The 25,747-nt window shown below is 51.9% G+C and carries 25 protein-coding genes; 12 read left to right on the top strand and 13 right to left on the bottom strand.

What is annotated here, in order from left to right; genetic code table 11:
* Positions 1 to 122 precede the first annotated feature (122 nt).
* From acnB to HMF8227_RS12120, 3 genes are all read left to right on the top strand, one after another.
* Positions 123 to 2,735, top strand: coding sequence for a bifunctional aconitate hydratase 2/2-methylisocitrate dehydratase (gene acnB / locus HMF8227_RS12130; protein ID WP_109341104.1), 2,613 nt, complete (start codon positions 123 to 125; stop codon positions 2,733 to 2,735).
* Between the two features lie 138 nt (positions 2,736 to 2,873).
* Positions 2,874 to 3,305: a DUF192 domain-containing protein gene (locus HMF8227_RS12125; protein ID WP_239421304.1), complete on the top strand. Its 432-nt coding sequence runs from the start codon at positions 2,874 to 2,876 to the stop codon at positions 3,303 to 3,305.
* A gap of 314 nt (positions 3,306 to 3,619) precedes the next feature.
* A complete protein-coding gene (locus HMF8227_RS12120; protein ID WP_109340425.1) occupies positions 3,620 to 4,714 on the top strand; it encodes a cyanophycinase in 1,095 nt (364 codons plus the stop codon).
* A gap of 66 nt (positions 4,715 to 4,780) precedes the next feature.
* Here the strand turns inward: HMF8227_RS12120 and HMF8227_RS12115 are convergent, their stop codons facing one another.
* Positions 4,781 to 5,695, bottom strand: a complete 915-nt coding sequence (locus HMF8227_RS12115) for a 1-aminocyclopropane-1-carboxylate deaminase/D-cysteine desulfhydrase (RefSeq protein ID WP_239421302.1) — start codon at positions 5,693 to 5,695, stop codon at positions 4,781 to 4,783.
* The gene (gene aceK / locus HMF8227_RS12110) at positions 5,685 to 7,427 is read right to left on the bottom strand and encodes a bifunctional isocitrate dehydrogenase kinase/phosphatase (RefSeq protein ID WP_109340423.1); all 1,743 of its coding nucleotides are present in this window, start codon (positions 7,425 to 7,427) and stop codon (positions 5,685 to 5,687) included. The genes HMF8227_RS12115 and aceK overlap by 11 nt, the downstream gene beginning before the upstream one ends.
* A gap of 358 nt (positions 7,428 to 7,785) precedes the next feature.
* Between aceK and thrA the strand changes: the two genes are divergently transcribed.
* The 4 genes from thrA to ung are packed head-to-tail and all read left to right on the top strand — an operon-like array spanning position 7,786 to position 13,168.
* Entirely contained in the window at positions 7,786 to 10,245 is a 2,460-nt protein-coding gene (thrA, locus tag HMF8227_RS12105; protein WP_109340422.1) for a bifunctional aspartate kinase/homoserine dehydrogenase I, read from the top strand.
* Between the two features lie 2 nt (positions 10,246 to 10,247).
* Positions 10,248 to 11,210, top strand: coding sequence for a homoserine kinase (gene thrB / locus HMF8227_RS12100; protein WP_204101060.1), 963 nt, complete (start codon positions 10,248 to 10,250; stop codon positions 11,208 to 11,210).
* Complete coding sequence (gene thrC / locus HMF8227_RS12095) at positions 11,207 to 12,487, top strand: threonine synthase (protein WP_109340420.1); 1,281 nt, start codon at positions 11,207 to 11,209, stop codon at positions 12,485 to 12,487. The genes thrB and thrC overlap by 4 nt, the downstream gene beginning before the upstream one ends.
* A 9-nt stretch (positions 12,488 to 12,496) precedes the next feature.
* Positions 12,497 to 13,168, top strand: a complete 672-nt coding sequence (gene ung, locus HMF8227_RS12090; RefSeq protein ID WP_109340419.1) for a uracil-DNA glycosylase — start codon at positions 12,497 to 12,499, stop codon at positions 13,166 to 13,168.
* Positions 13,169 to 13,216: 48 nt separating this feature from the next.
* Here the strand turns inward: ung and HMF8227_RS12085 are convergent, their stop codons facing one another.
* The 3 genes from HMF8227_RS12085 to tal form a co-directional block, all read right to left on the bottom strand.
* Positions 13,217 to 13,396: a DUF3545 family protein gene (locus HMF8227_RS12085; protein ID WP_109340418.1), complete on the bottom strand. Its 180-nt coding sequence runs from the start codon at positions 13,394 to 13,396 to the stop codon at positions 13,217 to 13,219.
* 173 nt (positions 13,397 to 13,569) lie between these two features.
* Positions 13,570 to 15,210, bottom strand: a complete 1,641-nt coding sequence (gene pgi, locus HMF8227_RS12080; protein WP_109340417.1) for a glucose-6-phosphate isomerase — start codon at positions 15,208 to 15,210, stop codon at positions 13,570 to 13,572.
* 43 nt (positions 15,211 to 15,253) lie between these two features.
* The gene (gene tal, locus HMF8227_RS12075; protein ID WP_109340416.1) at positions 15,254 to 16,207 is read right to left on the bottom strand and encodes a transaldolase; all 954 of its coding nucleotides are present in this window, start codon (positions 16,205 to 16,207) and stop codon (positions 15,254 to 15,256) included.
* A gap of 243 nt (positions 16,208 to 16,450) precedes the next feature.
* Between tal and HMF8227_RS12070 the strand changes: the two genes are divergently transcribed.
* Both HMF8227_RS12070 and yaaA read left to right on the top strand, forming a co-directional pair.
* Positions 16,451 to 16,972 (top strand): O-acetyl-ADP-ribose deacetylase, encoded by a 522-nt coding sequence (locus HMF8227_RS12070; RefSeq protein ID WP_109340415.1) that lies wholly within the window; start codon positions 16,451 to 16,453, stop codon positions 16,970 to 16,972.
* Positions 16,973 to 17,002: 30 nt separating this feature from the next.
* Positions 17,003 to 17,782, top strand: a complete 780-nt coding sequence (gene yaaA / locus HMF8227_RS12065) for a peroxide stress protein YaaA (RefSeq protein ID WP_109340414.1) — start codon at positions 17,003 to 17,005, stop codon at positions 17,780 to 17,782.
* A 64-nt stretch (positions 17,783 to 17,846) separates the two neighbouring features.
* Here yaaA and HMF8227_RS12060 read toward each other — a convergent pair whose 3' ends face one another.
* The 5 genes from HMF8227_RS12060 to HMF8227_RS12040 form a co-directional block, all read right to left on the bottom strand.
* Positions 17,847 to 18,638, bottom strand: a complete 792-nt coding sequence (locus tag HMF8227_RS12060) for a substrate-binding periplasmic protein (RefSeq protein WP_338056574.1) — start codon at positions 18,636 to 18,638, stop codon at positions 17,847 to 17,849.
* 73 nt (positions 18,639 to 18,711) lie between these two features.
* On the bottom strand, positions 18,712 to 19,137 hold the full coding sequence (locus HMF8227_RS12055) for a DUF4426 domain-containing protein (protein WP_109340412.1): 426 nt from the start codon (positions 19,135 to 19,137) through the stop codon (positions 18,712 to 18,714).
* Positions 19,138 to 19,306: 169 nt separating this feature from the next.
* Positions 19,307 to 19,852: a YggT family protein gene (locus HMF8227_RS12050; protein WP_109340411.1), complete on the bottom strand. Its 546-nt coding sequence runs from the start codon at positions 19,850 to 19,852 to the stop codon at positions 19,307 to 19,309.
* A gap of 3 nt (positions 19,853 to 19,855) precedes the next feature.
* On the bottom strand, positions 19,856 to 20,704 hold the full coding sequence (gene proC / locus HMF8227_RS12045) for a pyrroline-5-carboxylate reductase (protein ID WP_275425516.1): 849 nt from the start codon (positions 20,702 to 20,704) through the stop codon (positions 19,856 to 19,858).
* Positions 20,705 to 20,714: 10 nt separating this feature from the next.
* Positions 20,715 to 21,401, bottom strand: coding sequence for a YggS family pyridoxal phosphate-dependent enzyme (locus tag HMF8227_RS12040; RefSeq protein ID WP_109340409.1), 687 nt, complete (start codon positions 21,399 to 21,401; stop codon positions 20,715 to 20,717).
* 110 nt (positions 21,402 to 21,511) lie between these two features.
* Between HMF8227_RS12040 and HMF8227_RS12035 the strand changes: the two genes are divergently transcribed.
* The 3 genes from HMF8227_RS12035 to HMF8227_RS12025 are packed head-to-tail and all read left to right on the top strand — an operon-like array spanning position 21,512 to position 24,024.
* Positions 21,512 to 22,549: a type IV pilus twitching motility protein PilT gene (locus tag HMF8227_RS12035; protein ID WP_109340408.1), complete on the top strand. Its 1,038-nt coding sequence runs from the start codon at positions 21,512 to 21,514 to the stop codon at positions 22,547 to 22,549.
* Between the two features lie 41 nt (positions 22,550 to 22,590).
* Positions 22,591 to 23,703, top strand: coding sequence for a PilT/PilU family type 4a pilus ATPase (locus HMF8227_RS12030; RefSeq protein ID WP_109340407.1), 1,113 nt, complete (start codon positions 22,591 to 22,593; stop codon positions 23,701 to 23,703).
* Positions 23,704 to 24,024 carry a putative signal transducing protein gene (locus HMF8227_RS12025; RefSeq protein WP_239421301.1) on the top strand — a complete coding sequence of 107 codons (321 nt, stop codon included), beginning with the start codon at positions 23,704 to 23,706 and terminating at the stop codon, positions 24,022 to 24,024. It begins immediately after the preceding gene.
* On the opposite strand, the gene HMF8227_RS12020 is transcribed toward HMF8227_RS12025, so the two are convergent.
* The 3 genes from HMF8227_RS12020 to HMF8227_RS12010 are packed head-to-tail and all read right to left on the bottom strand — an operon-like array spanning position 23,969 to position 25,737.
* Positions 23,969 to 24,724 carry a substrate-binding periplasmic protein gene (locus HMF8227_RS12020; protein WP_109340406.1) on the bottom strand — a complete coding sequence of 252 codons (756 nt, stop codon included), beginning with the start codon at positions 24,722 to 24,724 and terminating at the stop codon, positions 23,969 to 23,971. The two genes, HMF8227_RS12025 and HMF8227_RS12020, sit on opposite strands and share 56 nt — an antisense overlap.
* A gap of 35 nt (positions 24,725 to 24,759) precedes the next feature.
* Complete coding sequence (gene ruvX / locus HMF8227_RS12015; protein WP_109340405.1) at positions 24,760 to 25,176, bottom strand: Holliday junction resolvase RuvX; 417 nt, start codon at positions 25,174 to 25,176, stop codon at positions 24,760 to 24,762.
* Positions 25,177 to 25,179: 3 nt separating this feature from the next.
* A complete protein-coding gene (locus tag HMF8227_RS12010; RefSeq protein ID WP_109340404.1) occupies positions 25,180 to 25,737 on the bottom strand; it encodes a YqgE/AlgH family protein in 558 nt (185 codons plus the stop codon).
* Positions 25,738 to 25,747 lie beyond the last annotated feature (10 nt).

Below are 25,747 nucleotides of genomic sequence, written 5' to 3'. Positions count from 1 at the left end.
TTATAATTCGTGCGTTTAAAACAGGCTTGTCTGTTTGCCGAAGACTTTTTGGCTTGGGCTAAGGCCAGAGCAAGCGTCAGAGATCCTGCATGTTATTGCAGTCAACAAAAGAGGACGAAGTAGTGTTAGAAGCGTATCGCAAGCACGTAGAAGAGCGTGCCGCCGAAGGGGTGCCTCCCAAACCACTTAACCCCGAGCAAGTTGCCGGTCTGGTTGAACTGTTGAAAAATCCCCCCGCAGGCGAAGAAGATTTCCTGCTTGAATTGATTTCCGAACGCGTCCCTCCGGGCGTCGACGAGGCGGCTTATGTTAAAGCCGGCTTCCTGTCCGCCGTTGCTAAGGGTGAGATTAAATGCCCCATTATTTCCCGAGAAGAGTCCGTCAAACTGCTGGGTAACATGCACGGCGGCTACAACATTGAGACTCTGGTGGCGTTGCTGGACGATGGTCAGTTAGCTCAACTGGCGGCGGAAGAGTTAAAGCATACCCTACTGGTGTTCGATGCCTTCCATGATGTGGAAGAGAAAGCGAAAAACGGTAACACCATTGCTAAAGAAGTGATTCAGTCCTGGGCTGATGGAGAGTGGTTCACCCAAAAGGCGGACATTCCAGAGAAAATTACGGTTTCTGTATTTAAGGTAACTGGTGAAACCAACACCGATGATCTGTCTCCTGCCCCGGATGCCTGGTCTCGTCCTGATATCCCGCTGCACGCACGCGCCATGTATAAGATGGAACGCGATGGTCTGACACCCGAGCAGCCGGGTGAGGTAGGTCCACTGGCTCAAATCGAAGAAATCAAAGCCAAGGGACACCCTGTTGCCTTTGTGGGTGATGTTGTGGGTACCGGCTCTTCTCGTAAGTCGGCCACCAACTCGGTACTGTGGTTCTTTGGCGAAGAGATGCCAGGAGTGCCTAACAAGAAGGGTGGCGGTATCTGTATCGGTGGTAAGGTGGCTCCTATTTTCTTCAACACCATGGAAGATGCGGGCGCACTGGTCTTTGAAGCCGATGTGGATAATATGGAAATGGGCGATGTGATCGACATCTATCCCTTCGAAGGTGTTATCAAAAACCACGAAACCGGCGCAGTGCTGGCCGAGTATGACTATAAGTCCAAGGTAATCCTGGACGAAGTGCGTGTGGGCGGTCGTATCAATATGATCATCGGCCGTGGTCTGACTGAGAAAGCCCGTGAGTCTCTGGGTCTTGGACCGTCCGAACTGTTCCGCAAGCCAGAACAACCGAAAGATTCCAACGCCGGCTTCACACTGGCCCAGAAAATGGTTGGTAAGGCTTGTGGTATGGAAGGTGTGCGCCCCGGGACTTACTGTGAACCCAAGATGACCACCGTGGGCTCTCAGGACACCACTGGCCCTATGACTCGTGACGAGCTAAAAGACCTGGCTTGCCTTGGCTTTAACTCTGACTTGGTGATGCAGTCGTTCTGTCATACCGCCGCTTATCCTAAGCCGGTGGACATCGACACCCAGCACACCCTGCCTGACTTTATTATGAACCGTGGCGGTGTTTCTCTGCGCCCCGGTGACGGTATCATCCACAGCTGGCTGAACCGTATGTTGCTGCCCGATACTGTGGGCACCGGTGGTGACTCTCACACCCGCTTCCCGCTGGGCATTTCTTTCCCGGCCGGTTCCGGTCTGGTGGCATTTGCTGCCGCAACAGGCGTGATGCCGCTGGATATGCCTGAGTCAGTACTGGTGCGCTTTAAAGGCGAGCGTCAGCCCGGCATTACTCTGCGTGACCTGGTACATGCCATTCCGCTGTATGCCATCAAACAGGGGCTGTTGACCGTTGAGAAGAAAGGCAAGAAGAACGCCTTCTCTGGTCGGGTACTGGAAATCGAAGGTCTGGAAGATCTGACCGTGGAACAGGCCTTTGAGTTGTCCGACGCCTCCGCCGAGCGCTCTGCGGCCGGTTGTACTATCAAGCTGTCGGAAGACTCCATCGCCGAATATCTGCGCTCGAACATCACTATGCTGCGCTGGATGATCAACGAAGGCTATGGCGATGCTCGTACCCTGGAACGCCGCGCCCGCAAGATGGAAGAGTGGCTGGAAAACCCAGAAATGCTGCAAGCCGATGCCGATGCTGAGTACGCCGAAGTGATCGAAATCGACCTGGACGAGATCAAAGAGCCCATCGTCTGCTGCCCGAACGATCCGGACGATGCCAAGACCTTGTCCGATGTGGCCGGTGATAATGTCGACGAAGTCTTTATCGGCTCCTGTATGACCAATATCGGTCACTTCCGTGCCGCTGGTAAGTTGCTGGATAACCATAAAGGCAGCCTGACTACACGCCTGTGGATGTCGCCGCCGACTAAGATGGATAAGGCCCAGTTAATGGAAGAGGGTTACTACAACATCTATGGCCGTGCCGGTGTACGCACTGAAATGCCAGGCTGCTCGCTGTGTATGGGTAACCAGGCACGGGTTGAGCCGGGAGCCACAGTGTTGTCTACCTCGACTCGTAACTTCCCCAACCGTTTGGGTGATGGTGCCAATGTGTACCTGACATCCGCGGAACTGGCGGCAGTGGGTGCCATTGTCGGTCACATCCCAACGGCCGAGGAGTACATGGAGTACGCCAGTAAGATCGACTCCATGTCGGGTGACGTATACCGTTACCTGAATTTCGATCGCATGGATGACTTCAAGAAGGCCGAAGACGCGGCCAAAGAAGGGGTGATCCCAACACTGAATATTGCCTGAGGGTAATATTACTGTAATGCTATCAAGCCGGGCTCTCGCCCGGCTTTTTTATGGTCGGGCTTATGAGAGGATGTTGAGCTGACGCCTTTACCACCCGATGAAAGAGATGGCATTGACGCAATTGATGAGAGGGTAAATATGAAGAAGCTGTTGTGGATTGTTTTAATGGCTTTGCCGTTTATGACGTTGGCCGTGCCTGACCAAAGCCAGTTTTTTAGTGAGATAGAGGTATCGGTGAATGAGCAGTCGTATGTGCTTGAGTTGGCCGAGTCGCCCGGGCAGAGAGCGCGTGGATTAATGTATCGTGAGTCGCTGTGTGAAGATTGTGGCATGCTGTTTGTTTATTCCCGACCCAGGGTTATCAGTATGTGGATGAAAAATACTGCTATCCCGCTGGATGTGGCCTTTATCAAAGAAAATGGTGAGATTATCGCCATCAAGCAGATGCAGCCCTATGACTTAAGTTCGGTGACCTCAGAAAAGTCTGCTACCTATGCCTGGGAAGCCAATCAGGGGTGGTTTTCTGAGCAAGGCATCAAAGTGGGCGATAGGGTTGAAGTTAAAAAGTAATATAGTAGTTTAAATTTGAATAAGCGGTTGTTTTTTGAATAAAGATTACTGGTAAGTAGATATTTATGTGGAGGCGGGGGTTGAGAACCCCTTAACTTGGTTTTTTATTGCACTTTAATGACAACTTATTCATACAGGTGGGTGTAAATGTAAGGTAAATAAACTGTTTTTGCTGTGTTAGTTTGTTTGCAGCTAATCGAAGAGGCACCATCAGAAGTGCCACGCAGTAAACGGTGAGAAAGGACCCCGCCCGGGTCGATTAGTCATAAATATCAGGGAACCTTAACCTAAAACACAACAAAACAGGTAACCTTATGACATTTACCAAAACAACACTAACTACCGCAGCCATCGCTGCGCTTTCAGTTTCCAGCGCCATCGCCAAACCGCCACCAAAGGGCGGTGGTGGAGGTGGCGGTTCCGCAGGTTATGAGTACTATCAGGCCTGTGGTACTCCTAATAACAGTGTTTCGGTTTCACAAGCCTCGCTACTGATCGGCGGCGCCGATGCGGGCGCTACTGGTGAAATTGCAGCCACTCAATGGCTGGTGGATCATGCTTCCGGGGGGGATTATCTGGTACTACGTACAGGCGGTACCGGTGGTCAGGCTGACTGGATGTGTTCTACTTTTGGGGCCGATTTGGGCTCAGCGGCAGAGCTGTCTATCGATGATCGTGCTTCTGCGAATGACTCAACGGTTGCGGCTTATATTCAGGATGCCGAAATCATCTTTATCGCCGGTGGTGATCAGAATGAATATGAAGATTTCTGGAAAGGCACCCTGGTGGAAGATGCCCTGAACGATCACCTGAACGTGAAACAAGCGCCGATTGCCGGGACCAGTGCGGGTCTGGCCATTTTGGGCCAATCCTATTATGCGCCAGCGAATCTGGGCGTGTTGTCCAAGGAAATCCTGGACGACCCCTATCACAGTAATACTCAGGATATTAATCACGGTGACTTCCTGCAACATCCTCAATTGAGTGAGGTGATTACCGACACCCACCTGGACCGAGTCACTGGCAATGGTCGTAAGGCCGAAACTCGTCATGGTCGTACCTTCGGCTTCCTGGCACGCAGCGTTCAGGACAGAGGTACGCTGACGGCTCGTGCCATTGGTGTGGAAGAGGGCACCTTTGTAGCCCTGGATAGCAATAGCGTAGCTACTGTGTATGGTGAAGGTGCAGCCTACTTTATGCAGCCGAATAGTTATCCGGAACGTATTACCGCTGGTTCTACCCTGATCTGGGATAACAGTGGCCAGGCGGCCACCGTGTATAAAATCCAGGGTGACGCTAACGGTAATGGCAGCTTCGATCTGAATAGCTGGAGCGGTAGCGGTGGTAATAGCACCGACTGGTACACGACCGGCGGTTATGACAACTTTAACTGTCAGAGTGGCTGCTAACTAGCGGTCAGAATCCAATCGGATAAACGCCAGGCGTCCTAGTCGACGTCTGGCGTTTTTTTATGCTTAATTCGGATTGCGACGGGTATCTGGCAAGCCCCCGGTATGTAGCATCAGTATGCGGCTGCCGTGGGCAAAGACATTTTCTGCCATTAATTGTTTCACTGCCCAAAAGCACTTACCGCTGTAAACAGGCTCCAAAGCGATGCCGGTTTGTTGGGCAAAGTCACGGCAAAACTGCTCTAGCTGCTTTGAGCGTTTGGCATAACCGCCATGATGAAAGCCGTGATGTATGCGCCAGTTGGGGGAGTGAGCGTGCTCGCCGATTAGCTGTTCTACTGAGTCTTCTAAATAGCCTTGCCCTTTGAGTACGCCGATGCCATGCACCTGAATGTCTGGCCGGTGAACCAGCCCCGTCATCAGACCGGCCAGAGTGCCACCACTGCCTACCGGCAATACAATATGTTCAAAATCCAGTGGTTGCTCGGCCAGTAATTCGGCAACGCCTTTTAAGGCCAGTTGCTGACTGCCGCCCTCAGGAATGATCGCTGCCTGTGGGAACTCGGCTTTTAATCGATTCAGGTAGCCGGCATCGGTTCGGCGCTGATACTCGACTTTGGTCACAAAATGCAGCTGTGCGCCCCAGGCCCGCATATCCAATAACGTGGATGTCAGGTTATTCTGATATTGGCCACGAACGATAGCCTCGAGCCGAATGCCCAATTGATGGCAAGCAAAACTTAAAGCGTGTAGATGGTTAGAATGACCGCCGCCAAAGCTGACTATCTGCTTAACGCCTTGTCTCTCTGCGCCTTCGAGTGCGTATTTTAGTTTGCGCCACTTGTTGCCGGAGATTCGGGGATGAATTAAGTCATCCCTTTTAACCGCTATACTCAGAGCCTCAGAGCCAGGCCAGGACGGCGTAACAGGGCTGATCGGTGAGGGTAAACGCAGCTCTGCTTTAAGTTGCTTAACGGACATGGTGAGTTTGCTCTTTATGGCCAAACTTGAGAGCAAAACGCTTATGTTTGGGGTAGGGGCTAACATCCTTAATCAGTCCGTTGCTGACTTCTTTTTGTACCTGTTGCCACCAGTCAGGGTCGGTCAGCTCGGGGTGCAGGCGCATGAGCTCGTCTTTTAACGGCTTCTTGCCGACAATAAAGTGTCGAAACTGCTCGGGAAACACATCATCGGGTGCCACCGACAAGGTATCCAGCGCATAGGGGTCATCGGATTGAGGCAGGCGCTGAAAGCGTCGCTCGTTCATATAGCAGATTTCATCGTAGTCGTAGAAGATCACTTTGCCGTGGCGGGTAATGCCAAAGTTCTTGTGCAGCATGTCGCCTGGGAAAATATTGGCGGCAGCAATTTGCTTAATACAGCGTCCCAGGTCGTTTAATGCGTGAGTGATCTTGTCCGGGTCGGTTTCATGATCCAGGTAAAGATTCAGAGGGGTCAGTTTCTTCTCGATATAGGCATGTTTAATGATCAGGCTATCGTCGCCAATTTCAATGCTGTTGGCGCATTGCTCACGCAACTCTTGCAACAGTTCATCGCTGACACGGTTTAACGGCAGCCGGAAGTTAACATACTCATGTGTGTCGGCCATGCGACCCACGCGATCGTGCATCTTGACCAGCTTGTAGCGGTTGACCACGTGCTCCCGGCCAAACTTTTTGCTCTCGCCAAATTCATCCTTAATGATTTTAAATACGACACCGTACGAAGGCAGATGGAACACCGCCATCACCAATCCGCGTATGCCTGGCGCTACTTCAAATTGGTCGTGGGAATCTGACAGGTGTTGTAGGAAGTTACGGTAAAACACGGTCTTGCCATGTTTATAAAAACCCAGGCTGATATAGAGCTCGAAGTGCTTTTTGTTAGGCAGCAGCTCCTGCAAGAAGGCGACTACCTCGGCCGGGTACTGGGTGTCGGCCATAAAATAGGAACGGGCAAAGCCAAAAAGCCCACTTAAGTCGTGACGCTCGGTCAGTAGAGTATCAATATACAGCTCCCCGTTGTCGTTCAGTAGCAGGGCCAAGACAAAGGGATGAGACTGTTCGGCGGCGCACATGCGCCCAACCAGGTAGGCACCTTTATTGCGAAAGAATATGGGGTGCAGAATTTCCACGCTGGTCACCGACGCCAACTGTTTGCGACTGAAGGTTTGTCGCAGGTACTGCTCGCACCAATTGAAATCCCGCTCTTTATCTTCGAACGGACGATTAAAACGGTAGTCTTTTAAGATAGCGTGCAGCAGTTGTTGTACCGTACCGGTAGCATCATAGGTATTCACCACGGTGTGGCGTACCTGTCCGGCCAGATAACAACGGCTGGGCTGCACAAACATCATGTCGTTGTTGATCTTCTGGTGTTTAAAAATACGCCCGATAATGGAGTTATAGAAGGTTTCGGCCAGCTCAAACTGAGGATGGGCGTCTAAGATAGTCAGATAGCGCTGTTTGAGCCGCTGCCAGAAACTCTTATCCTGCTGGTGAGGATGCACCAACTGGTAGATCTCACTGACTGCTGCGGTGACCGCCTGATCGTAGATACTGATCCGCTCGCGCACTGCTTGCTGCACACCCTGCCAGTCGGCATGTTCGAATCGCTCCTGCGCGCCTGTCGTGATGCGAGTGTGCCAGCGGTAGCTTTTTTCAAAGCCTTTTAGAATAAGATAGGCGATTTGATGAATGTCGGAAGCGGTCATATGGGCTCTGTGGCGGGCTTTGTGTCTGTTTTATCAGAAGAGGGCCTGGTAGGGCCAGAGGTGGTGTTGCATATTTCCGTCTAAGTCGGGTAATCTGATTGATAATTTCAACGTCTAGTTAATAACCAAAACACGTCTTGACATATAGACGTCTATACGGCAAATTGGCCCCATGATGATGATTTCGATGCGCACCACCACCATTATTATTACCACCCCTCGCAGGATGGTCGCCGGGTAGTGCCATAAAGAGAATTCAACGAAACCCGCGACCTGACAGGAAGCGGGTTTTTTTTTACGTAAACACCCATAAGCCGGTAGAACAGAACTGCCGGCATGCAAAACCAGGAGCAGCACAATGAAGGTAATGAAATTTGGAGGGTCCTCGCTGGCCGACGCCGACCGCTATTTGAAAGTCAAGGATATTACCCTGCAAACCCATACCGAAACTGGTGCTGCCATCGTGCTGTCCGCCCCAAAGGGTGTGACCAATGCCCTGTCGCTATTGGTGGAACAAGCCGTCAGCGGTCAGGACTATCAGGAGCTGCTGGCCAAGCTGGATATGACCTTAAAAGGCATTGTCAGTGACTTGGCCAACAGCCTGGATAACGTGAAGGCCGACTTTTTAAACGAGTTTATCGAACAGCGGCTGGACGAACTGACCGAAGCACTGGCAGGCGTCAAGTTACTGCACACCTGTCCCGACTCTGTGACCGCCAAGCTACTCTCAATCGGCGAATATGTGAGTGTGAATATCTTCAGTGCCATCCTTACTGCTCTGGGGCAAAACAACCGGATTATCGATCCGGCCTACTATGTGGTCGCTGAAGGCGAATACCTGGACAGCATCGCCGATGTCGAGCAGAGCAAGGCGCGTTTTCATGATGTGCCTGTGGGCAAAGACGAAGTACTGATCATGCCAGGCTTTGTTGCCTCTAATGAGCAGGGTGAGAAGGTCACATTGGGCCGTAACGGTTCTGATTACTCAGCTGCGATTCTGGCTGCCTGCATCGATGCCCAGTGCTGTGAGATCTGGACCGATGTGGACGGCGTCTACAATGCCGACCCGAATCAGGTGGACGGGGCCGTGTTACTGGATAAGCTGACCTATCAGGAAGCCATGGAACTGTCTTATTTTGGTGCCAAGGTGCTGCATCCGAAAACCATTGGTCCCATCGCCCAGCACCACATTCCTTGTTTGATTCGCAATACTCTCAACCCAGCGGCGCCAGGGACCCTGATCAGCAATGAAGCCAGTGATATCTGGACCAGTGTGAAAGGCATTTCTCACCTATCCGATATGGCCATGTTTAATATTGCCGGCCCTGGCATGAAAGGCATGGTAGGTATGGCCAGCCGGGTGTTTGAGGTGATCTCCAACGGTAATATTTCCATCAGCCTCATCACTCAGTCGTCGTCAGAGTACAGCATTAGTTTCTGTGTGCAGGGGAAAGATGCCCGGCGCGCCCATGCTTTGCTGGAGGATGCGTTTGAACTGGAGCTGGCCAACCAATTACTGGAGCCCATTGAGGTACTAGAGGGGCTGGCCATTGTGTCGCTGGTTGGCGATGGCATGAAAAAGGCCAAAGGTCTGGCAGCGAAATTCTTTGGTTCACTGGCACAGGCCAGAGTGAATATAGTGGCCATTGCCCAGGGCTCATCCGAGCGATCGATTTCGGCAGTGGTGGAAGCCAAAAAAGCGAAGGAAGCGGTAAAAGTGGTGCATCAGAACTTCTTTACGAACCTGCATACCATTGATTTATTCCTTATTGGTTGCGGCACAGTGGGCGGCGAATTTCTCGAACAGATTGCCCGTCAACAGCCACAGTTGTTGAAGCGTAATATCAGCCTTAAGGTCTATGGCATTGCCAACAGCAAGCAAGTATTGCTGCAAGAAGGAGGCATCGACCTGACCACCGACTGGCGAGCGGCGCTGAGCGCCAGTGAAACACCGTTTTCCATCGAGCTGGCTCAGGACTTTGTGCAGAACAATAGTCTGATCAACCCGGTGATTGTGGATTGCACCACCAGTACCTACATTGCCGACCAATATGTGGATATGATGGAAGCGGGCTTCCATGTGGTGACGCCAAATAAGAAGGCCAATACGGCGGCGATGGATTTCTATGATGCTCTGCGGGATACCGCACAAAAGACCAATCGCCAGTTCTTGTACGAGACTACCGTGGGCGCAGGTCTGCCAGTGATCGAGAATCTGCAAAAGTTGATTTACGCCGGCGATGAACTGACCCAGTTTGAGGGGATTCTGTCCGGTTCTTTATCCTTTATCTTTGGCAAGCTGGATGAGGGCCTGAGTTTGTCGGAGGCCACCAAAGTGGCGCGGGATAAAGGGTTTACCGAGCCCGATCCCAGAGACGACCTGAGTGGCATGGATGTGGCCCGTAAGCTACTGATTATGGCGCGAGAGTCTGGCCTGGAGCTGGAAATCGACGACATAGAAATCGAGTCTGTGATTCCCGAAGATTTCGATGCTGAAGGTGATGTAGACACCTTTATGCAAAAGCTTCCTGGCCTTGATAAGGCCTTCGGAGAACGCCAGAAGTCGGCCGCCGGTGAAGGTAAAGTTCTAAGGCACGTAGGTACCATCGAAAACGGTAAGTGTAAGGTGGGCATTCAGGCAGTGGACAGTAGCCACCCGCTCTATGCGATTAAAGACGGCGAAAATGCCCTGGCCATTCATAGCCATTACTATCAGCCTATTCCCTTTGTGATCCGCGGTTATGGCGCGGGTGCGGCGGTGACCGCTGCCGGGGTGTTTGCCGATGTGCTCAGAACCATGCCTTGGAAACAGGAGTGATGATGGACTTTAATCCCGTTAAGGCATACGCCCCCGCATCCATTGGCAATGTTAGTCTGGGCTTTGATCTCCTTGGGGCAGCGCTAAAGCCTGTCGATGGAACGCCATTGGGCGATGAGGTGGAGGTCCGGCAGGCAAAGCAGTTCAGCTTGAGCATCAAGGGGCCTTTTGCCGATAAACTGCCGGGTGATCCTAAGGATAATATCGTCAGTCAGTGTTACGACTATTTTCACCAGCAATTAGGCGAGGAAAGTCAGACACTGCCCGCCGCAGCGATGACGTTATATAAAAATTTGCCCATCGGCAGCGGCCTGGGCTCCAGTGCCTGTTCAGTGGTCGCGGCCTTTAATGGCTTAAATGCGTTTTATGGCAAACCTTTCACTCAGAACCAGTTATTATTGATGATGGGGGAACTGGAAGGCCGTATCAGCGGTAGCATCCATTACGATAATGTGGCGCCCTGCTATCTGGGCGGTATGGTATTGATGGCCGAACACGCTGATACCGTTGCGGTAAACCTGCCGGTATTTGAACACTGGTACTGGGTGACCTGCTACTCGGGTATTAAGGTCTCCACTGCCGAGGCGCGTGATATCCTGCCTAAGCACATCCCCATGGCGGATACACTGGCCTATGGCCGCCAGTTGGCTGTTTTTACTCATGCGCTGCACAGTGGCAATGAAACACTGGCGGCGGCCATGATGCAGGATGTGATTGCCGAACCATATCGTAAGCAACTTCTGCCTCGCTTTGATGAAGCCCGGGATTTTGTGATGCAAAACTCAGGGTTGGCGTTCGGTATCTCCGGTTCCGGCCCCACGGTATTTGCCGTAACCAACTCTAAGGCCAGCGCCGAGAAAATTAACCAATGGCTAACCCAGAACTACATTCAAAATGAACAGGGTTTCAGTCATATTTGTCAATTGGATCTACAGGGATCAACAGCAACGAAGGTGTCATCTTGAAACTCTTTAATTTAAAATTGCCCGAACAACAAGTCAGCTTTCAACAAGCGGTGAAGCAGGGGTTGGGTAAGAATCAGGGCTTGTTTTTCCCCGAGCAGCTGAAAGCTTTTGACGATATCGACGCACTACTATCTCAGCCACTGGCGGTGCGTTCAGCAACGATCCTTCAGCGTCTGATCGGTGACGAGATCCCTGCCGAACGCCTGCAAAAAATGGTGACCCGGGCATTTAATTTCCCGGCGCCACTGGCAGAAGTTAAAGATAGTATTCATTGTCTGGAGTTATTCCACGGGCCAACGCTGGCCTTTAAAGACTTCGGGGCGCGCTTTATGGCTCAGTGTCTGGCAGAATTCGCCAAGGACGAGCCGATCACCATTTTAACTGCGACATCCGGCGATACCGGCGCCGCCGTAGCTCATGCCTTCTACGGCATTGATAATATCAATGTGGTTATCCTCTATCCCAAGGGGAAGATCAGCAGCCTGCAGGAGAAGCTGTTCACTACTTTGGGTGGTAATATCCACACGGTTGCCGTGGAAGGGGATTTTGACCAGTGCCAGTCGTTGGTCAAGCAAAGCTTTGATGACGATGAGACCCGCGAAGGCGTGCATCTGAACTCGGCCAACTCAATTAATATCAGCCGCTTAATGGCGCAGGTATGTTACTACTTTGAGGCCGTCGCCCAGCTGGATAAGCGCGAAGATATCGTCGTATCGGTGCCCAGTGGTAACTTTGGTAATCTGACCGCAGGGATGATCGCCAAGGTTTTGGGTCTTCCTATTGCTCACTTTATTGCGGCCACAAACGTTAACGATACCGTGCCACGCTATCTGAAAACCGGCGATTGGGCGCCGAATCCCACGGTGGCCACCATGTCCAATGCCATGGATGTGAGCCAGCCCAATAACTGGCCGCGTGTGGAGGCGCTGTTTGAATATGGGTATCTGGATAAGTCGATACTGAACAGTGTTGCGGTAGACGAGCAATACACTCAGTTGGCCATGCGTGAGCTACTTAGTGAAGGCTATGTGAGCGAGCCTCATGCTGCGGTGGCCTATAAAGCATTAAAACGCCAGTTAGAACCAGGCCAGCAGGGGATTTTCCTGGGCACAGCGCACCCTGCCAAGTTCCGCGATACCGTGGAAAACGTGCTTGGCCAGCCTATCAGTTTGCCGCAAGAACTGGCAGAATGCGCCGGCAAAGAGAGCTTGTCTGAATCTCTTGCCCCCGATTTTGCTGCCCTTAAGGCGCATTTGTTTGAGGTTGCCAAAGCGTAAGGAGTGTTTGTGACCACCTGGAGCGATGTTCTTGGTAAGGAAAAACAACAAGGCTATTTTCAGGATATTATGACTAGGGTGGCTCAGGAGCGAGCCGCCGGTAAGGTCATCTATCCGCCACAGGAACAGGTATTTAATGCCTTTAAAGCTACCGAGTTTGACCAGGTAAAAGTGGTGATCCTGGGGCAGGACCCCTACCACGGCCCCAATCAGGCTCATGGTTTGTGTTTCTCAGTGCAACCCGGCGTTCAGCCACCACCGTCGCTTAAGAATATGTACAAGGAGCTCGCCAGCTCGGTACCGGGGTTTTCGATTCCTCAGCACGGATATTTGCAAAGCTGGGCCGAGCAAGGGGTGTTGCTACTCAACACGGTGCTGACGGTGGAGCAGGGAAAAGCCCATTCCCACGCTAAGATCGGCTGGGAGCACTTTACTGACAGGGTGATTGAACAGTTGAATCAGCACCGAAGTGGCCTGGTTTTTTTGCTCTGGGGCAGCCATGCCAAGAAAAAAGGGCAGTCTATCGACCGTGACAAGCACCATGTGCTGATGGCACCACATCCCTCACCGCTGTCGGCCCATCGCGGCTTTCTCGGCTGCGGGCACTTTGCTCGAGCCAACGACTATTTAACCGAGAAGGGCACACCGCCAATCGACTGGCGCCTACCCACTCAGCTCTAATATGCCAATAGAAACAAGAAAGCCCCGCGTAGGCAGGGCTTTCTCTTGCTACAGACCGGCTTCGTTGAGCTCGTAATCCAGTAGCATGTCCATTTCGGACAACTCTTTGCGCAACTTGTATTGGTCATGAATGGCTTCTATTTCCCGCCACTTTCTTTTTTTACTGTTAGTGGTTTTGGTAGGACGTGACTCTATATCTAACATCGACATCAAATCTGATTGATCCACGGTAACTCTCCTATATGTCTACCACAGGCATTGGTATATCACAGCGCCATCAAAACTAAAATAGTTTTATTTACTTTTGTTTAACAAAAAATGAAGCTTTGGTGACAAAAGAATAGGAAAGTAAGGAAATACAGGAGACCGGTCATGGCCTCCTGTTAGAGCCCCGGTATTGCCTACTGAGCGTTGCGAAAGCGCTCGATTAAGGCATTAGTTGAGCCATCCAGATCCAATGCAGCGTCGGCATTTTGGATTTTATCCAGTACCTGGTTGCCCAGTACCTTGCCCAGTTCCACGCCCCATTGATCGAAGGAATTGATGTTCCAGATGGCGCCTTGCACAAACACCTTGTGTTCATAGAGGGCGACCAGGGAGCCCAGCGTTCTGGGATCGAGCTGTTCAAACAGCAGGGTATTGCTGGGCTTGTTGCCCGGCATTGTCTTGTGAGTGGCCAGTGAGACGCGCTTTTCTTCGCTCAAGCCTTTATCCTCTAGCTCGGCATAAGCTTCTTCATACGTCTTGCCCTGCATTAAGGCCTGAGTTTGACCAAAGCAGTTGGAGGCCAGCATGGCGTGGTGAGTCGCATCCTGATTCGGTACCTTAAGTGGCAACATAAAGTCGGCTGGGATCAGCACCTGGCCCTGGTGAATCAGTTGGTGGAAAGAGTGCTGCCCATTGGTGCCCTCGCTGCCCCAGATCACAGGGCCTGTGGCGTAATCCACCGTTTCTTTCTCTGCGGCCACCGACTTACCGTTACTCTCCATATCCAGCTGCTGTACATAGGCCGGGAAGCCGCGCAAATAGTGGTAGTAGGGCAAGAGCACATGGCTCTGTGCGCCGAAGAAGTTAGTGTACCACACACCCAGCAACGCCATGATCACCGGCATATTCTGCTCAAGGGGCGCGGTCTTAAAGTGGCAGTCCATCTCATAGGCGCCTTTGAGTAGCGCTTCGTAATGCTCATAACCCAGGCGCAGAGCAATAGGCAAACCAATGGCCGACCACAGTGAGTAGCGGCCTCCCACCCAATCCCACATGGGGAAGATGTTGTCTTCGGCGATACCGAACTCGGTGGCGGCTTTAACATTGGACGAGACGGCCACAAAATGCTTGGCGATATCTTGTTGGGTGCCGCCGGATCGTAAGAACCAGTCCTTGGCGGTCAGGGTGTTTTGCAGTGTTTCCTGAGTGCTGAAGGATTTGGACGACATCACCACCAGAGTTTCTTCGTGATCCAGCCCGGCCAAGACGTCCTGGATATGACAACCATCCACATTGGCCACAAAGTGTACATTCAGACCTTGTTGCCAATAAGGCTTAAGGGCCTCTGACATGATCTTGGGACCGAGGAATGACCCGCCGATGCCAATGCTGACCACCTGCTTGATAGGTTTGCCGGTGTAGCCTTTGTGGGTGCCATTGTGAATCGCTTCGACAAAGGCTTTGATTCTGACTTGTGTGGCTTTTATTTCCGGGGTGACATCGCTGTCATTTACCCAAATTGAATCACCGGAGAAGTCCCTCAAGGCAGTATGCAGTACGGCGCGTCCTTCGGTGTGGTTAACCACCTGACCGGCGAACATGGCGTCGCGCTTGCTTGTAACCTGTTGCTGTTTGGCAAGGGCGAACAGACTTTCGAGTACGGCATCGTTGATGCGGTTTTTCGAGTAATCCAGAGTGATACCGCAATCGGACAAACTGTATCGCCCGGCACGCTCGGGTTGCTGGGCAAACCAGTCACGCATATGCTGATCGCCGATGCGTTGAGCTTGTAGTTGTAGTGCCTGCCAAGCGGGGGAGGCGGTTAGTTGTGTCATCCTCTTCTCCTGTTGCAGGCGAGCCTCAGCTCGCCATTACGGTTTACAGATACTCGGCCAGCAGTTGCTCTAGCTTGACCTGATCGGCGGCGAAGTTGCGAATGCCCTGGGCCAGTTTTTCAGTCGCCATGGGGTCTTCATTCAGCTGCCAGCGGAACTGGTTTTCGCTGAGCGGCTCGCCTGGGTTTTTACTGGCTCCCATATCCGTAAGCTTGCGCGGCAATGGGGCGTCGCTCTGCTCTAATTCTCCCAGCAATTGGGGGCTGATAGTTAAGCGGTCGCAGCCTGCCAGTTCGGTGATCTCCCCGATATTACGGAAACTGGCTCCCATAACAATGGTCTTATAGCCATGCTCTTTATAGAAGTTGTAAATGTTGCTGACCGATTGTACGCCCGGATCTTCCGCGGCAGTGTAATCGGTTTTGTCTGTGTTGGCTTTGTACCAATCGAGAATGCGACCCACGAAGGGGGAGATCAAGAAGACGCCTGCCTCGGCACAGGCGCGCGCCTGTGCGAAATTAAACAACAAGGTCAGATTGCAGTTAATGCCCTCCTTTTCCAGTTGCTCAGCGGCGCGAATCCCTTCCCAGGTAGAGGCGATCTTAATCAGAATGCGCTCTTTGGCGACACCGGCTTCCTCATATAAGCCGATCAACTGGCGGGCTTTGTTTAATGTGGCTTGGGTATCGAAGCTCAGGCGAGCGTCCACCTCGGTCGAGATCCGACCTGGGATGATCCCCAGAATCTCACGGCCGATACGCACGGCCAAATAATCGCAGGCCAGCGCCAACTGCTCGGCTCGTTCGGCACTTTGTTGTTTCGCCCAATTCACCGACTCGCCCAGTAATGGCTGATACTGAGGCAAACTCGCCGCCTTCAGTAGCAGAGATGGGTTGGTGGTGGCATCCACGGGTTGATATTGGCGGATTGCCTCGATATCACCGGTGTCAGCGACTACAGTGGTGATTTCTTTCAATGCTGCGAGTTGATTGGCCATTATTGCCTCATATTGACGAGTTTGATGGTAAATTTACAACAAATTGATCGCGGTCTCTATGTCCATTCGATAATAAGTCATACTGATGCAACACCCCTTCATATGTTTAGTCTGTCAGAGTGAGTCAGACGGTTGTCGTTCAAGGCGGTGCTTCTCTGACCGTATTATACCAGCATCGCCCTTGAGCCTGTGTAAAAAGGCCCTACTATCAATACTACAATCCCTATTGTATGGAGTAGGAGTATGTCGGCGAAACTAACCGTGATTAAAGACGATATTACTCAGCTGGAAGTGGACGCCATCGTCAATGCGGCCAACTCTTCTTTGCAAGGCGGCGGAGGTGTGGATGGTGCCATTCACCGCGCCGCAGGCCCGGACTTAAAAGCCTATTGCGCCAAGCTCGGTGGTTGCCCAACTGGTGAGGCTAAGATCTCTCCGGGGTTCGATTTGCCAGCGACAAATATCATCCATACCGTAGGGCCGGTTTGGCACGGCGGCGAAGATAACGAAGCGGAGCAACTGGCGAATTGTTATCGCAACAGTCTGGCTTTGGCGGCCAGACACCATTTAAAGACCATTGCATTTCCCGGTATCAGTTGTGGCGTTTATGGGTACCCCATCGAGCAGGCCTGCCAGATAGCGGTGAATACCGTTAGCGAGGAAACCGCCAGGTACGACGATATTCGTAAGGTGATCTTCTGTGCTTTCGATGACCAGCTTCAAGAAGCTCTATTAGAGGCACTGTCGGGAATGCAGTATCATTAACCCAATCCTAATTGAGAGAGATGTAGCTTTATGTTGATAACCCTTTCACCGGCGAAAAACCTGGACTACGATACGTCGCCCCATGTCTCTGAGCACAGCCAGCCTGAGCTATTGGCGCAGGCCAAGGAGTTGATTCAGGTATGTCGGGACCTTTCTCCTGCCGATGTGGCAAGCCTGATGAAGCTGAGCGATAAGCTGGCCCACCTAAATGTAGAGCGATATCACAATTTTTCGACTCCCTTTACCCCTGATAATGCCAAACAGGCGGTACTGGCTTTTAATGGCGATGTCTACACGGGACTGGACGCGAGCAGCTTGTCGGCCGAAGAGCTGGATTATGCGCAATCTCACTTACGCATATTGTCCGGCCTTTATGGGCTGTTAAAACCCTTAGATCTGATGCAGCCTTACCGGCTCGAGATGGGCACGAAGCTTGCCAACCCCAGGGGTAAGAATTTGTATGAATTTTGGGACGATACCATCACCCAGGCCCTGAATCATGCTATGTCCGAGCAAGGCGACAATATTTTAGTGAACCTGGCCTCCAATGAATACTTCAAGTCGGTGAATAATAAGACATTGGATGGTGTGATTATTACGCCGGTCTTTAAAGATGAGAAAAACGGCCAGTACAAGGTCATCAGCTTCTACGCCAAAAAGGCAAGAGGCATGATGGCCCGTTATATGATCCAAAATCGCGTTGACTCTTTGGAGGACCTGAAAGGCTTTAACCTTGGAGGCTATGAGTACAATGCCGAGTTGTCGAAAGAGAATGAGCCGGTATTTACCCGGCCTGAGTCGGCAGCTTAGATCGACGAGCCGATTGCCAGTGCTGCGGGTGCGTAGCGCTGGTGGTCGTCCTCCGTGTGAGTTGCTACTTTAGTAAACGGTCATCGCTCAGTAGCTTAACGCCGTGCTCTTTAATGATGCGATCATAGCTGCCGTCCTGTTTTAGCGCCGCTAAGTGCTCATTGAACTGCTGCATAAATGCTTTGGCATCGGGGTATTGTTGACGAATGGCAACACTGAGAGCCTTGCGGCCGATAATCGGGGTGAGTCTGACAAGCTCTTGTTGACGCTCTGGAAACTGCGTTGAAAGAAGGTATTCGATCACCCGCTCCGGGCCCGCCAGTAAATCAATTCGATTCAGTAGCAGCATGTCTATACTCTGTTGGTTGGAGGTCAGCAACACTTTGTTCAACTGGGTAGCACTGTCGAAGGGCTCACCGTTTGCGGCATCTCTGACCACGCCGATAGAATACGGTTTTAAGTCGTCAATATGAGCAAAGCGCACCAGGTCATCGGTGCGTGCATAAAGGGCATTTTGCTCGACAAAAACTGGGTCTGAGAAGGTCAGGTATTGTTTTCTTTGTTTGGTTGGGTAGATACCGACGATACCATCGGCCTCTCCATTTTTTACCATCTGAATGGCTCTGGCCCATGGGATAAAGAGAAGCTTCAAGTTAATCCCCATTCGCTTAAGCGCAACCTGAACAATGTGGGTCATCAGCCCCTGGTGGGGTAGCTTGGGGTGCATAAAGGGGGGCCAAGGTTCGGTAACCAGGTACAATCCCTTGTCTGGCTGAACAGACGCACTGGCATGCGCCTGAAGCGGAAGGTAACCCAACAGCCATAAGCATAGAGTGAATGCCGCTAATAACCGCATCGTCCTTTGGCCCTGAAATCCTGATAACAGCACCAGCATAGTGGTAAGCTGATGCTCATGGCAAGGTCAGGTGTTATTCTTCCGAGGTAAACTTCTGACTAAAGGTCAGCTTTTGTTGTTCGTTGCCGTGTTGGATGTCGATGTTAAAGGTGTATTTCTCGGCATCTCTGAAAGACAGTACCGCCAGGTAGTAGATAGCCTGACCTTCGGTGACCTTCTTAAAGTCTAGCTCCTTAACTGTGCCGATCAGGTTCTTGGCATGGCCGGTGACTGAGACTGATTGCGGCTCTTGAGTTTCTGAGTCCAGCACTGAAATATTGATCAAGGATTTATAATTACTGCGCTGAATGTCATAACTGCGCGCAACCTCAGGTGTCAGGAAGCTGGTATTCACCGCCATATAGTGCACATCCCAAGGGCCCAGCTGTTTCATTTGTTCGGCGTTGACAAGGGGGGATGCCAGTAACAAGACCGCCATTAATAAACCCAGAATACGCATAAAGCCTCCTTATTGTTTGGCGTACGGCGCAAAAAATGCTTTAAAAACAGCGCCTTTTAGTCATGCTATAAGTATAACAACAAGCCCTGATTTTGCGTGATTTAATTGCGAATCAGTGGAGAAGGGGGATAGGAGGAGGCAGACAGCGGACGCTGCCTGCCAACAGGGTCTACATATAACCCAGCATATCCTGCAGCAGGATTTGCACAAACTGTAAGCCGATGATGGCTACCAGAACAGACAGATCAAGTCCTCCCATAGGCGGAATGATCCGACGAATCGGGGCTAACATAGGCTCGGTTAACTGGCCCAATACCATCTCGATAGGGCTAGCCCCCTGACTGACCCAGCTAAGAATGGCTCTTAAGATCAGCACCCAGAAAGCCAGAGACAAAGCTTCCTTGAGCACTATCAGGGCTGAGGTGACCAGCAGGTTTACCGGATTCAGACCGCCCAAGGCATTACTCATGGCTGTGAGTGCCACCACCTTCAGCCCGGCCACCACAAGAGCCAAAACCAACGTGGCAGTATCGAGCGGGCCCAGGGGGGGCAATATTCTTCTTAACGGTCCTACGATGGGGTGAGTGGCTTTGACCACAAACTGGCTGAAAGGGTTATAGAAATCGGCCCTTACCAGCTGTAGCCAGAGACGTAACAGCACCACCATCAGATAGAGGTCAAATAAGACATTGACCAGAAAATGCATTGCGTTCATGGCTTAAAACTCATCACTCATTTCTTTGGCTCGTGTGACGGCCGCCTGCATGGCACCTGATACCAATTCACGAATGCCGTTATCTTCAAAATGGTTCAAGGCCGCAGCTGTGGTGCCGGCTTTTGATGTCACCTGGGCGCGTAGCTCCGATAACTCAAGATCCTGATTTTGGCAGACCATCTCGGCGGCGCCCAGACAGGCTTGTTGCACCAGCTTACGGGAGGTTTCCCGATCAAACCCCATGCGCAGGGCTTCGTCCTGCATGGATTCCAGGAATAAGAAGAAATAAGCAGGGCTGCTGCCTGCAGCGGCAATCACGCCGTTGATCATGTCTTCCTCGTCCACCCAGGCTACATCACCCACCTGACCCAGCAAATCACCGGCGAAGCTGCGGTCCGTGTCAGACACCTGACTGTCGGCGTACAGGCCGGTCATGCCTTTCCCTAATGCACTGGGAGTGTTGGGCATGGTGCGAACCAGCGGGTAATCGCCGCCCAGCATTTGTTGTAAACGTGCAGCTTTGATACCGGCGGCAATGGAGACAAAGAGCTTGCCGTTTAAGTCAGCCTGCTGCAGATGTTTACAGACCTCTTCCATCAGTTGAGGTTTCACCGCCAGAACGACCACCTCTGCATTGCGCACCGCTTCGAGGTTATCCTGGGTAATATTGATGCCAAAGTCATTGCTTAAGGCATCCAGTTTGGGACGAGAGGGATTGGCCGCTGTGATAGCCTCTGCGGGGTAACCACTGCTGACCATGCCGCTGATGATGCTGCGGCTCATATTGCCAGCGCCGATAAAAGCGATTTTTCTGTGTTGCATTGGCGAACGATTCCTCTTGGTTAATGAAATAACAGGGACCTTAGTCCCGGGCTCCAAAGATGGCTGACCCCAATCGTACCATAGTCGAACCCGCTTTGATGGCCTCCTCCATATCACCGGACATGCCCATGGACAGGGTATCTACCTGGGGATATTCGTGCTTTAGTCTTTCATACAGCGCATACATTCGCGCAAAGTCCTGCTCCAGCGCGGCCTGATCCTGTTTGGCTGGAATGGTCATCAGACCACGCAGTACCAGGTTATCCATGGCGGCTACCTTGTCGGCCAGTTCGAGAACGCCGTCCGGGGTCAGTCCTGACTTTGACGCCTCGTCGCTGATATTGACCTGCAGCAGGACCTGCAACGGGGCTTTCTCGGCGGGGCGCTGGTCATTTAAACGCCGGGCAATCTTCTCCCTCTCCACCGACTGCACCCAGTCAAAATTTTCGGCCACTATCCGGGTCTTATTGGATTGCAGAGGACCGATAAAATGCCACTGAATATCCTCCAGGTGAGACAGTAACTGAATTTTCTCGACGGCTTCCTGAGCGTAATTCTCGCCAAATTGTCGCTGACCGGCAGCATAGGCCTGCTGAATGTCACTGACAGGCTTGGTCTTGCTGACCGCCAACAACGTGATGAAGTTACTATCTCGCCCAGCCTGCTGCAAGTTGCAGGCAATACGGCTTCTGATGTTTTCCAGCCTGGAAGCGATGGTATTAGTCATAAGCGTGTCATCTGAGATTCGATACCTGTCAGGATAAGGCTATTATTGAAATAAGGATCAGTATGATAAATGATGTAGCTGATAACTAAAAATTGTGCCCGGAGAAAGCCGTGGATATTACCGAACTACTCGCCTTTAGCATTAAAAATAATGCCTCTGACTTGCATCTTTCTGCTGGTCTGCCGCCGATGATCCGTGTGGACGGCGATATGCGTCGCCTGAATGTACCGGAAATGGACGATAAGCAGGTACATAATCTGATCTACGAGATCATGAACGACAAACAGATCAAGGAATATGAGGAAAACCTGGAAACAGATTTCTCTTTCGAAGTCACCGGCTTATGTCGTTTCCGGGTCAATGCCTTTAATCAGAACCGAGGTCCTGCAGCGGTGCTCAGGACCATTCCTAGTAAGGTATTGACTCTGGATGATCTGGGCGCGCCGGAGATATTTAAAAAAATCATCGACCAGCCCACAGGTATTGTGTTGGTCACGGGGGCGACCGGCTCGGGTAAGAGTACGACCCTGGCAGCTATGATTGATCATATCAACACCAACAAACGCCAGCATATTCTGACCATCGAAGATCCCATCGAATTTGTGCACGACAACAAGATGAGCCTGGTCAACCAGCGAGAGGTTCATCGGGACACTCAGGGGTTTGAAAAGGCCCTGCGCTCGGCGCTACGGGAAGACCCCGATGTGATTTTGGTGGGGGAGCTTCGGGATCTGGAAACCATTCGTCTGGCCATCACGGCAGCGGAAACCGGTCACCTGGTATTTGCTACACTGCATACCAACTCAGCCCCCAAAACCATCGACAGGATTATCGATGTTTTCCCGGCCGAGGAGAAGGCCATGGTGCGCTCCATGCTGTCAGAGTCATTGCGCGCGGTCATCTCCCAGACCTTGCTTAAGAAGGTGGGTGGCGGACGTGTTGCCGGCCACGAGATTATGGTGGGCATACCGGCGATTCGAAATCTCATCCGTGAAGACAAGGTGCCGCAGATGTACTCGGTGATTCAGACCGGTCAGTCCCACGGTATGCAGACGATGGATCAGTGCCTGCAGAAGCTGGTGGCTGCGGGACAGATTACGCCTCAGGATGCGGCCGCTAAAGCGGTGGATAAGCAGCCTAAGTTTTAAAGCGCGTTTATGAAAGTTGAACAGATTCCCGGAGATTAAGTATGCAACTGGCTCCTTATTTAAAAACCGCCACCGATAAAGATGCTTCGGATATCTTTATTACCGTGGGTTTTCCGGTGAGTGCCAAGATTAACGGTGAACTGACGTCCTTAGGTGGCGATAAGCTCAGTAAAGATGATGCCCAGGCGCTCGTTCACAGCGTGATGGAAGAGCGTTACATTAAAGAGTTGGATGAGACCAAAGAATGTAATTTTGCGGTGGGCATCGATGGTGTTGGGCGCTTCCGTTGCAGTGCCTTCTGGCAAAGAGATTCCATTGGTATGGTGGTGCGCCGGATTGTCACCGAGATCCCGAAAGCCGACGATTTGGGCCTGCCGCCAATCCTCAAAGACATCATCATGAGCAAACGCGGCCTGGTGTTGTTTGTGGGGGCCACCGGTACCGGTAAGTCCACATCACTGGCGGCCCTGATCGGCCACCGAAACCACCATTCCCGCGGCCATATTCTGACTATTGAGGACCCCGTGGAGTTTATTCACCAGCACGACAACTGCATGGTGACCCAACGGGAAGTGGGCGTCGATACCAATACCTTCGATGACGCTTTGAAAAGCAGTTTGCGTCAGGCTCCGGATATGATCCTAATCGGTGAGATTCGCTCCATGGAGACTATGGAGTACGCCATGTCCTTTGCCGATACCGGCCATCTGTGTGTGGCCACCTTGCACGCCAATAATGCCAACCAGGCCATAGAACGAATTATGCATCTGGCACCACCGGAGCAACATGAAAAACTGCGTTTTGATTTAGCGCTCAATATGCGCGCCATTGTTGCCCAGCAATTGGTGCCCACCGCCGATGGTAAAGGGCGGGTGGCGGCCATAGAAGTGCTACTCAACTCGCCACTGGTGAGTGACCTAATCGCTCGTAATGACATCGGTGAGCTTAAGGAGGTAATGCAAAAAAGCCAAGAAATGGGCATGCAAACCTTCGATATGGCGCTGTATCAGCTGTACAAAGAACAGAAGATCACCAAAGATCAGGCGTTGCACCATGCAGACTCGCCCAATGACTTGCGTCTGATGATTAAGCTGCAAAGTGATGATGGGCCGGATTTAGGCTCGCTTTCCGATGTCTCCATTGATATGGACTAGATGATTCGGTTTTATAGCCATGAAAGCCGGTTTCGCGTACTCCAGGTACGCGACTGGCTGCAATCTCAGGGTGTTCCCTGTTTTATGCAGAATGAGTACGCCAGCGGTGCGGCGGGTGATCTGTCGCCTTTCGATTGCTGGCCAGAATTGTGGCTTAGAGACGCCGACTGGCAGCCCAGAGCTGAGGCTTTATTGGCTCAGTTAGAGCAACAGACCCAGGCCGGTCAGGATTGGAGCTGTGCTAATTGTGGGGAAATCAACGGAGCTAATTTTGACTGGTGCTGGCATTGCGGTCATCCGACTGATGTAAATAACGATTAACCAGTTGCTGGAGCTGGCCGCTCTGTTGGTACTGAGCCAGAAAAGCATTAAAGCGATCTTTTATCACAATGGCGGTAGCCGGAAAGGCGAAATGGAAGTTTACGACGCTGCCATGCTCCGGATGTTCTTTGATCTGTAGATAATCAAACTGGTGCTTCAGGTACCAGTGCGTCACAAAGCGGTTCATAATGGCAAAGCTGCAGCGGCCCTTTTCCAGTAGTCGAAACTGAGCTTCCTGGCTGGTTACATCCAATCTGACTAAGGTGCCATTTTCAAATAACGGTTGAATACCCGGGTATCGATAGTCCTGCCTGGCACAGACTTTGGCTGCTGGTGCCGTCGGCCAATTCACATTTGGGAGGGAGTATAAGTAATCCGCCGACTCAATGATGGGATTAGAAAACACCAGCTGCTCAGGCGACTGCGCCCACTCCGGACTCAGAGCCATAGCATCGGCTTTTCTGGAATACAGTGCCTGTTCGGCGTGCCGCCGACTGCGTTGCATAAACTCGGGCTCTCGCGCGAGGTGCTCACTGAAGGCGCGGTGCAGTTCCGGAAAAACGCCCTTAAACCGACCGTCCTGCATATACATCATAGGAGGGTAGCCCGGAACATAGCTGCCAAAGACCAGCGGCTGAGAGTTTGCGGTAAAGCAGAACAAAGACCCTAACAGGACAATAACTGCATATTGTTTTAACACCGGCGGCCTCTTTTATGGTTATGGCTCTTATCAGCCTAATAGGACTCCATCCAGCTTTCCAGAATTAAACAGGCCGAAACGCTATCTACCTTGTCCTTGGTCAATTTTTTATAGCCGCCTAATTCAAACAGGCGGGCCTTGGCATCGGTGGTGGTGAGTCGTTCATCACAGCTCACTACATTAACGCCATACCAGGCTTGTAAGCGGTTAGCGAATTTGCGGGCGCGCCGGGTAAGATCCTGCTCGGTGCCGTCCATATTCAAGGGATCCCCCACAATCACCAGTGTGGGCTGCCATTCTTTGTACAGGGCTTCGACCTTATCCCAGTCCGGGATGCCATCGCGAGCCTTAAGAGCGTCTAACGGGGCGGCGGTGCCCGTAATGGCCTGCCCGACGGCCACGCCGATACTCTTGGTACCAAAATCAAAGCCCAAATAGGTATCACTGGCCATGGTTCAGGCGTGTCCGGCGCCAGGCGCTAATTGCCAGATATCCACACCCAGCTTTTTCACCGCTGTTTCCCATTTTTGATGAACCGGCACATCGAATAACAATTCGGGATCCGCTTCAATGGTCAGCCAGCTGTTATCCTGCAGCTCTTGCTCGAGTTGGCCCGGTGACCAACCCGCATAGCCCAGAGCCACCACAGACTTGGCCGGGCCTTGTTCGTTACCCAGCACGTCGAGAATGTCTTTGGAAGTGGTGACCATGATCTCCGGTGTCAGGCTCAGACTGGAGCCCCATCCTTGCTGAGGACTGTGCAGAATAAAGCCGCGCTCAGGCGCGACCGGACCGCCCGCCACCACGATTTGCTCGGCCTTGTCGTCGTTAACCACAATGCCTTCGTCCACCTGCTTCAGCATTTCCTTGAGTTTAAGGCCAACCGGTTTGTTAAGTACTATGCCCATGGCCCCTTCCTCGTTGTGTTCACAAATATAGGTGACTGAGCGAGCAAAGTAGCTGTCTTCCATGGACGGCATGGCGATCAGGAAATGGTTCTCTAGGCTTTGCATAAGGCGTTGT

Origin of the sequence: Saliniradius amylolyticus, from assembly GCF_003143555.1 — a bacterium.
GTDB lineage: Bacteria > Pseudomonadota > Gammaproteobacteria > Enterobacterales > Alteromonadaceae > Saliniradius > Saliniradius amylolyticus.
This window is presented reverse-complemented; position numbering and strand designations above follow the sequence as displayed.

Coding starts and splice junctions, on each gene's coding strand:
- HMF8227_RS12125 (WP_239421304.1), top strand. CDS start 2,874: ATGAAGAAGCTGTTGTGGATTGTTTTAATGGCTTTGCCGTTTATGACG.
- HMF8227_RS12120 (WP_109340425.1), top strand. CDS start 3,620: ATGACATTTACCAAAACAACACTAACTACCGCAGCCATCGCTGCGCTT.
- HMF8227_RS12115 (WP_239421302.1), bottom strand. CDS start 5,695: ATGTCCGTTAAGCAACTTAAAGCAGAGCTGCGTTTACCCTCACCGATC.
- aceK (WP_109340423.1), bottom strand. CDS start 7,427: ATGACCGCTTCCGACATTCATCAAATCGCCTATCTTATTCTAAAAGGC.
- thrA (WP_109340422.1), top strand. CDS start 7,786: ATGAAGGTAATGAAATTTGGAGGGTCCTCGCTGGCCGACGCCGACCGC.
- thrB (WP_204101060.1), top strand. CDS start 10,248: ATGGACTTTAATCCCGTTAAGGCATACGCCCCCGCATCCATTGGCAAT.
- pgi (WP_109340417.1), bottom strand. CDS start 15,210: ATGACACAACTAACCGCCTCCCCCGCTTGGCAGGCACTACAACTACAA.
- tal (WP_109340416.1), bottom strand. CDS start 16,207: ATGGCCAATCAACTCGCAGCATTGAAAGAAATCACCACTGTAGTCGCT.
- HMF8227_RS12070 (WP_109340415.1), top strand. CDS start 16,451: ATGTCGGCGAAACTAACCGTGATTAAAGACGATATTACTCAGCTGGAA.
- yaaA (WP_109340414.1), top strand. CDS start 17,003: ATGTTGATAACCCTTTCACCGGCGAAAAACCTGGACTACGATACGTCG.
- HMF8227_RS12060 (WP_338056574.1), bottom strand. CDS start 18,638: ATGCGGTTATTAGCGGCATTCACTCTATGCTTATGGCTGTTGGGTTAC.
- HMF8227_RS12055 (WP_109340412.1), bottom strand. CDS start 19,137: ATGCGTATTCTGGGTTTATTAATGGCGGTCTTGTTACTGGCATCCCCC.
- HMF8227_RS12050 (WP_109340411.1), bottom strand. CDS start 19,852: ATGAACGCAATGCATTTTCTGGTCAATGTCTTATTTGACCTCTATCTG.
- HMF8227_RS12040 (WP_109340409.1), bottom strand. CDS start 21,401: ATGACTAATACCATCGCTTCCAGGCTGGAAAACATCAGAAGCCGTATT.
- HMF8227_RS12030 (WP_109340407.1), top strand. CDS start 22,591: ATGCAACTGGCTCCTTATTTAAAAACCGCCACCGATAAAGATGCTTCG.
- HMF8227_RS12025 (WP_239421301.1), top strand. CDS start 23,704: ATGATTCGGTTTTATAGCCATGAAAGCCGGTTTCGCGTACTCCAGGTA.
- ruvX (WP_109340405.1), bottom strand. CDS start 25,176: ATGGCCAGTGATACCTATTTGGGCTTTGATTTTGGTACCAAGAGTATC.
- HMF8227_RS12010 (WP_109340404.1), bottom strand. CDS start 25,737: ATGCAAAGCCTAGAGAACCATTTCCTGATCGCCATGCCGTCCATGGAA.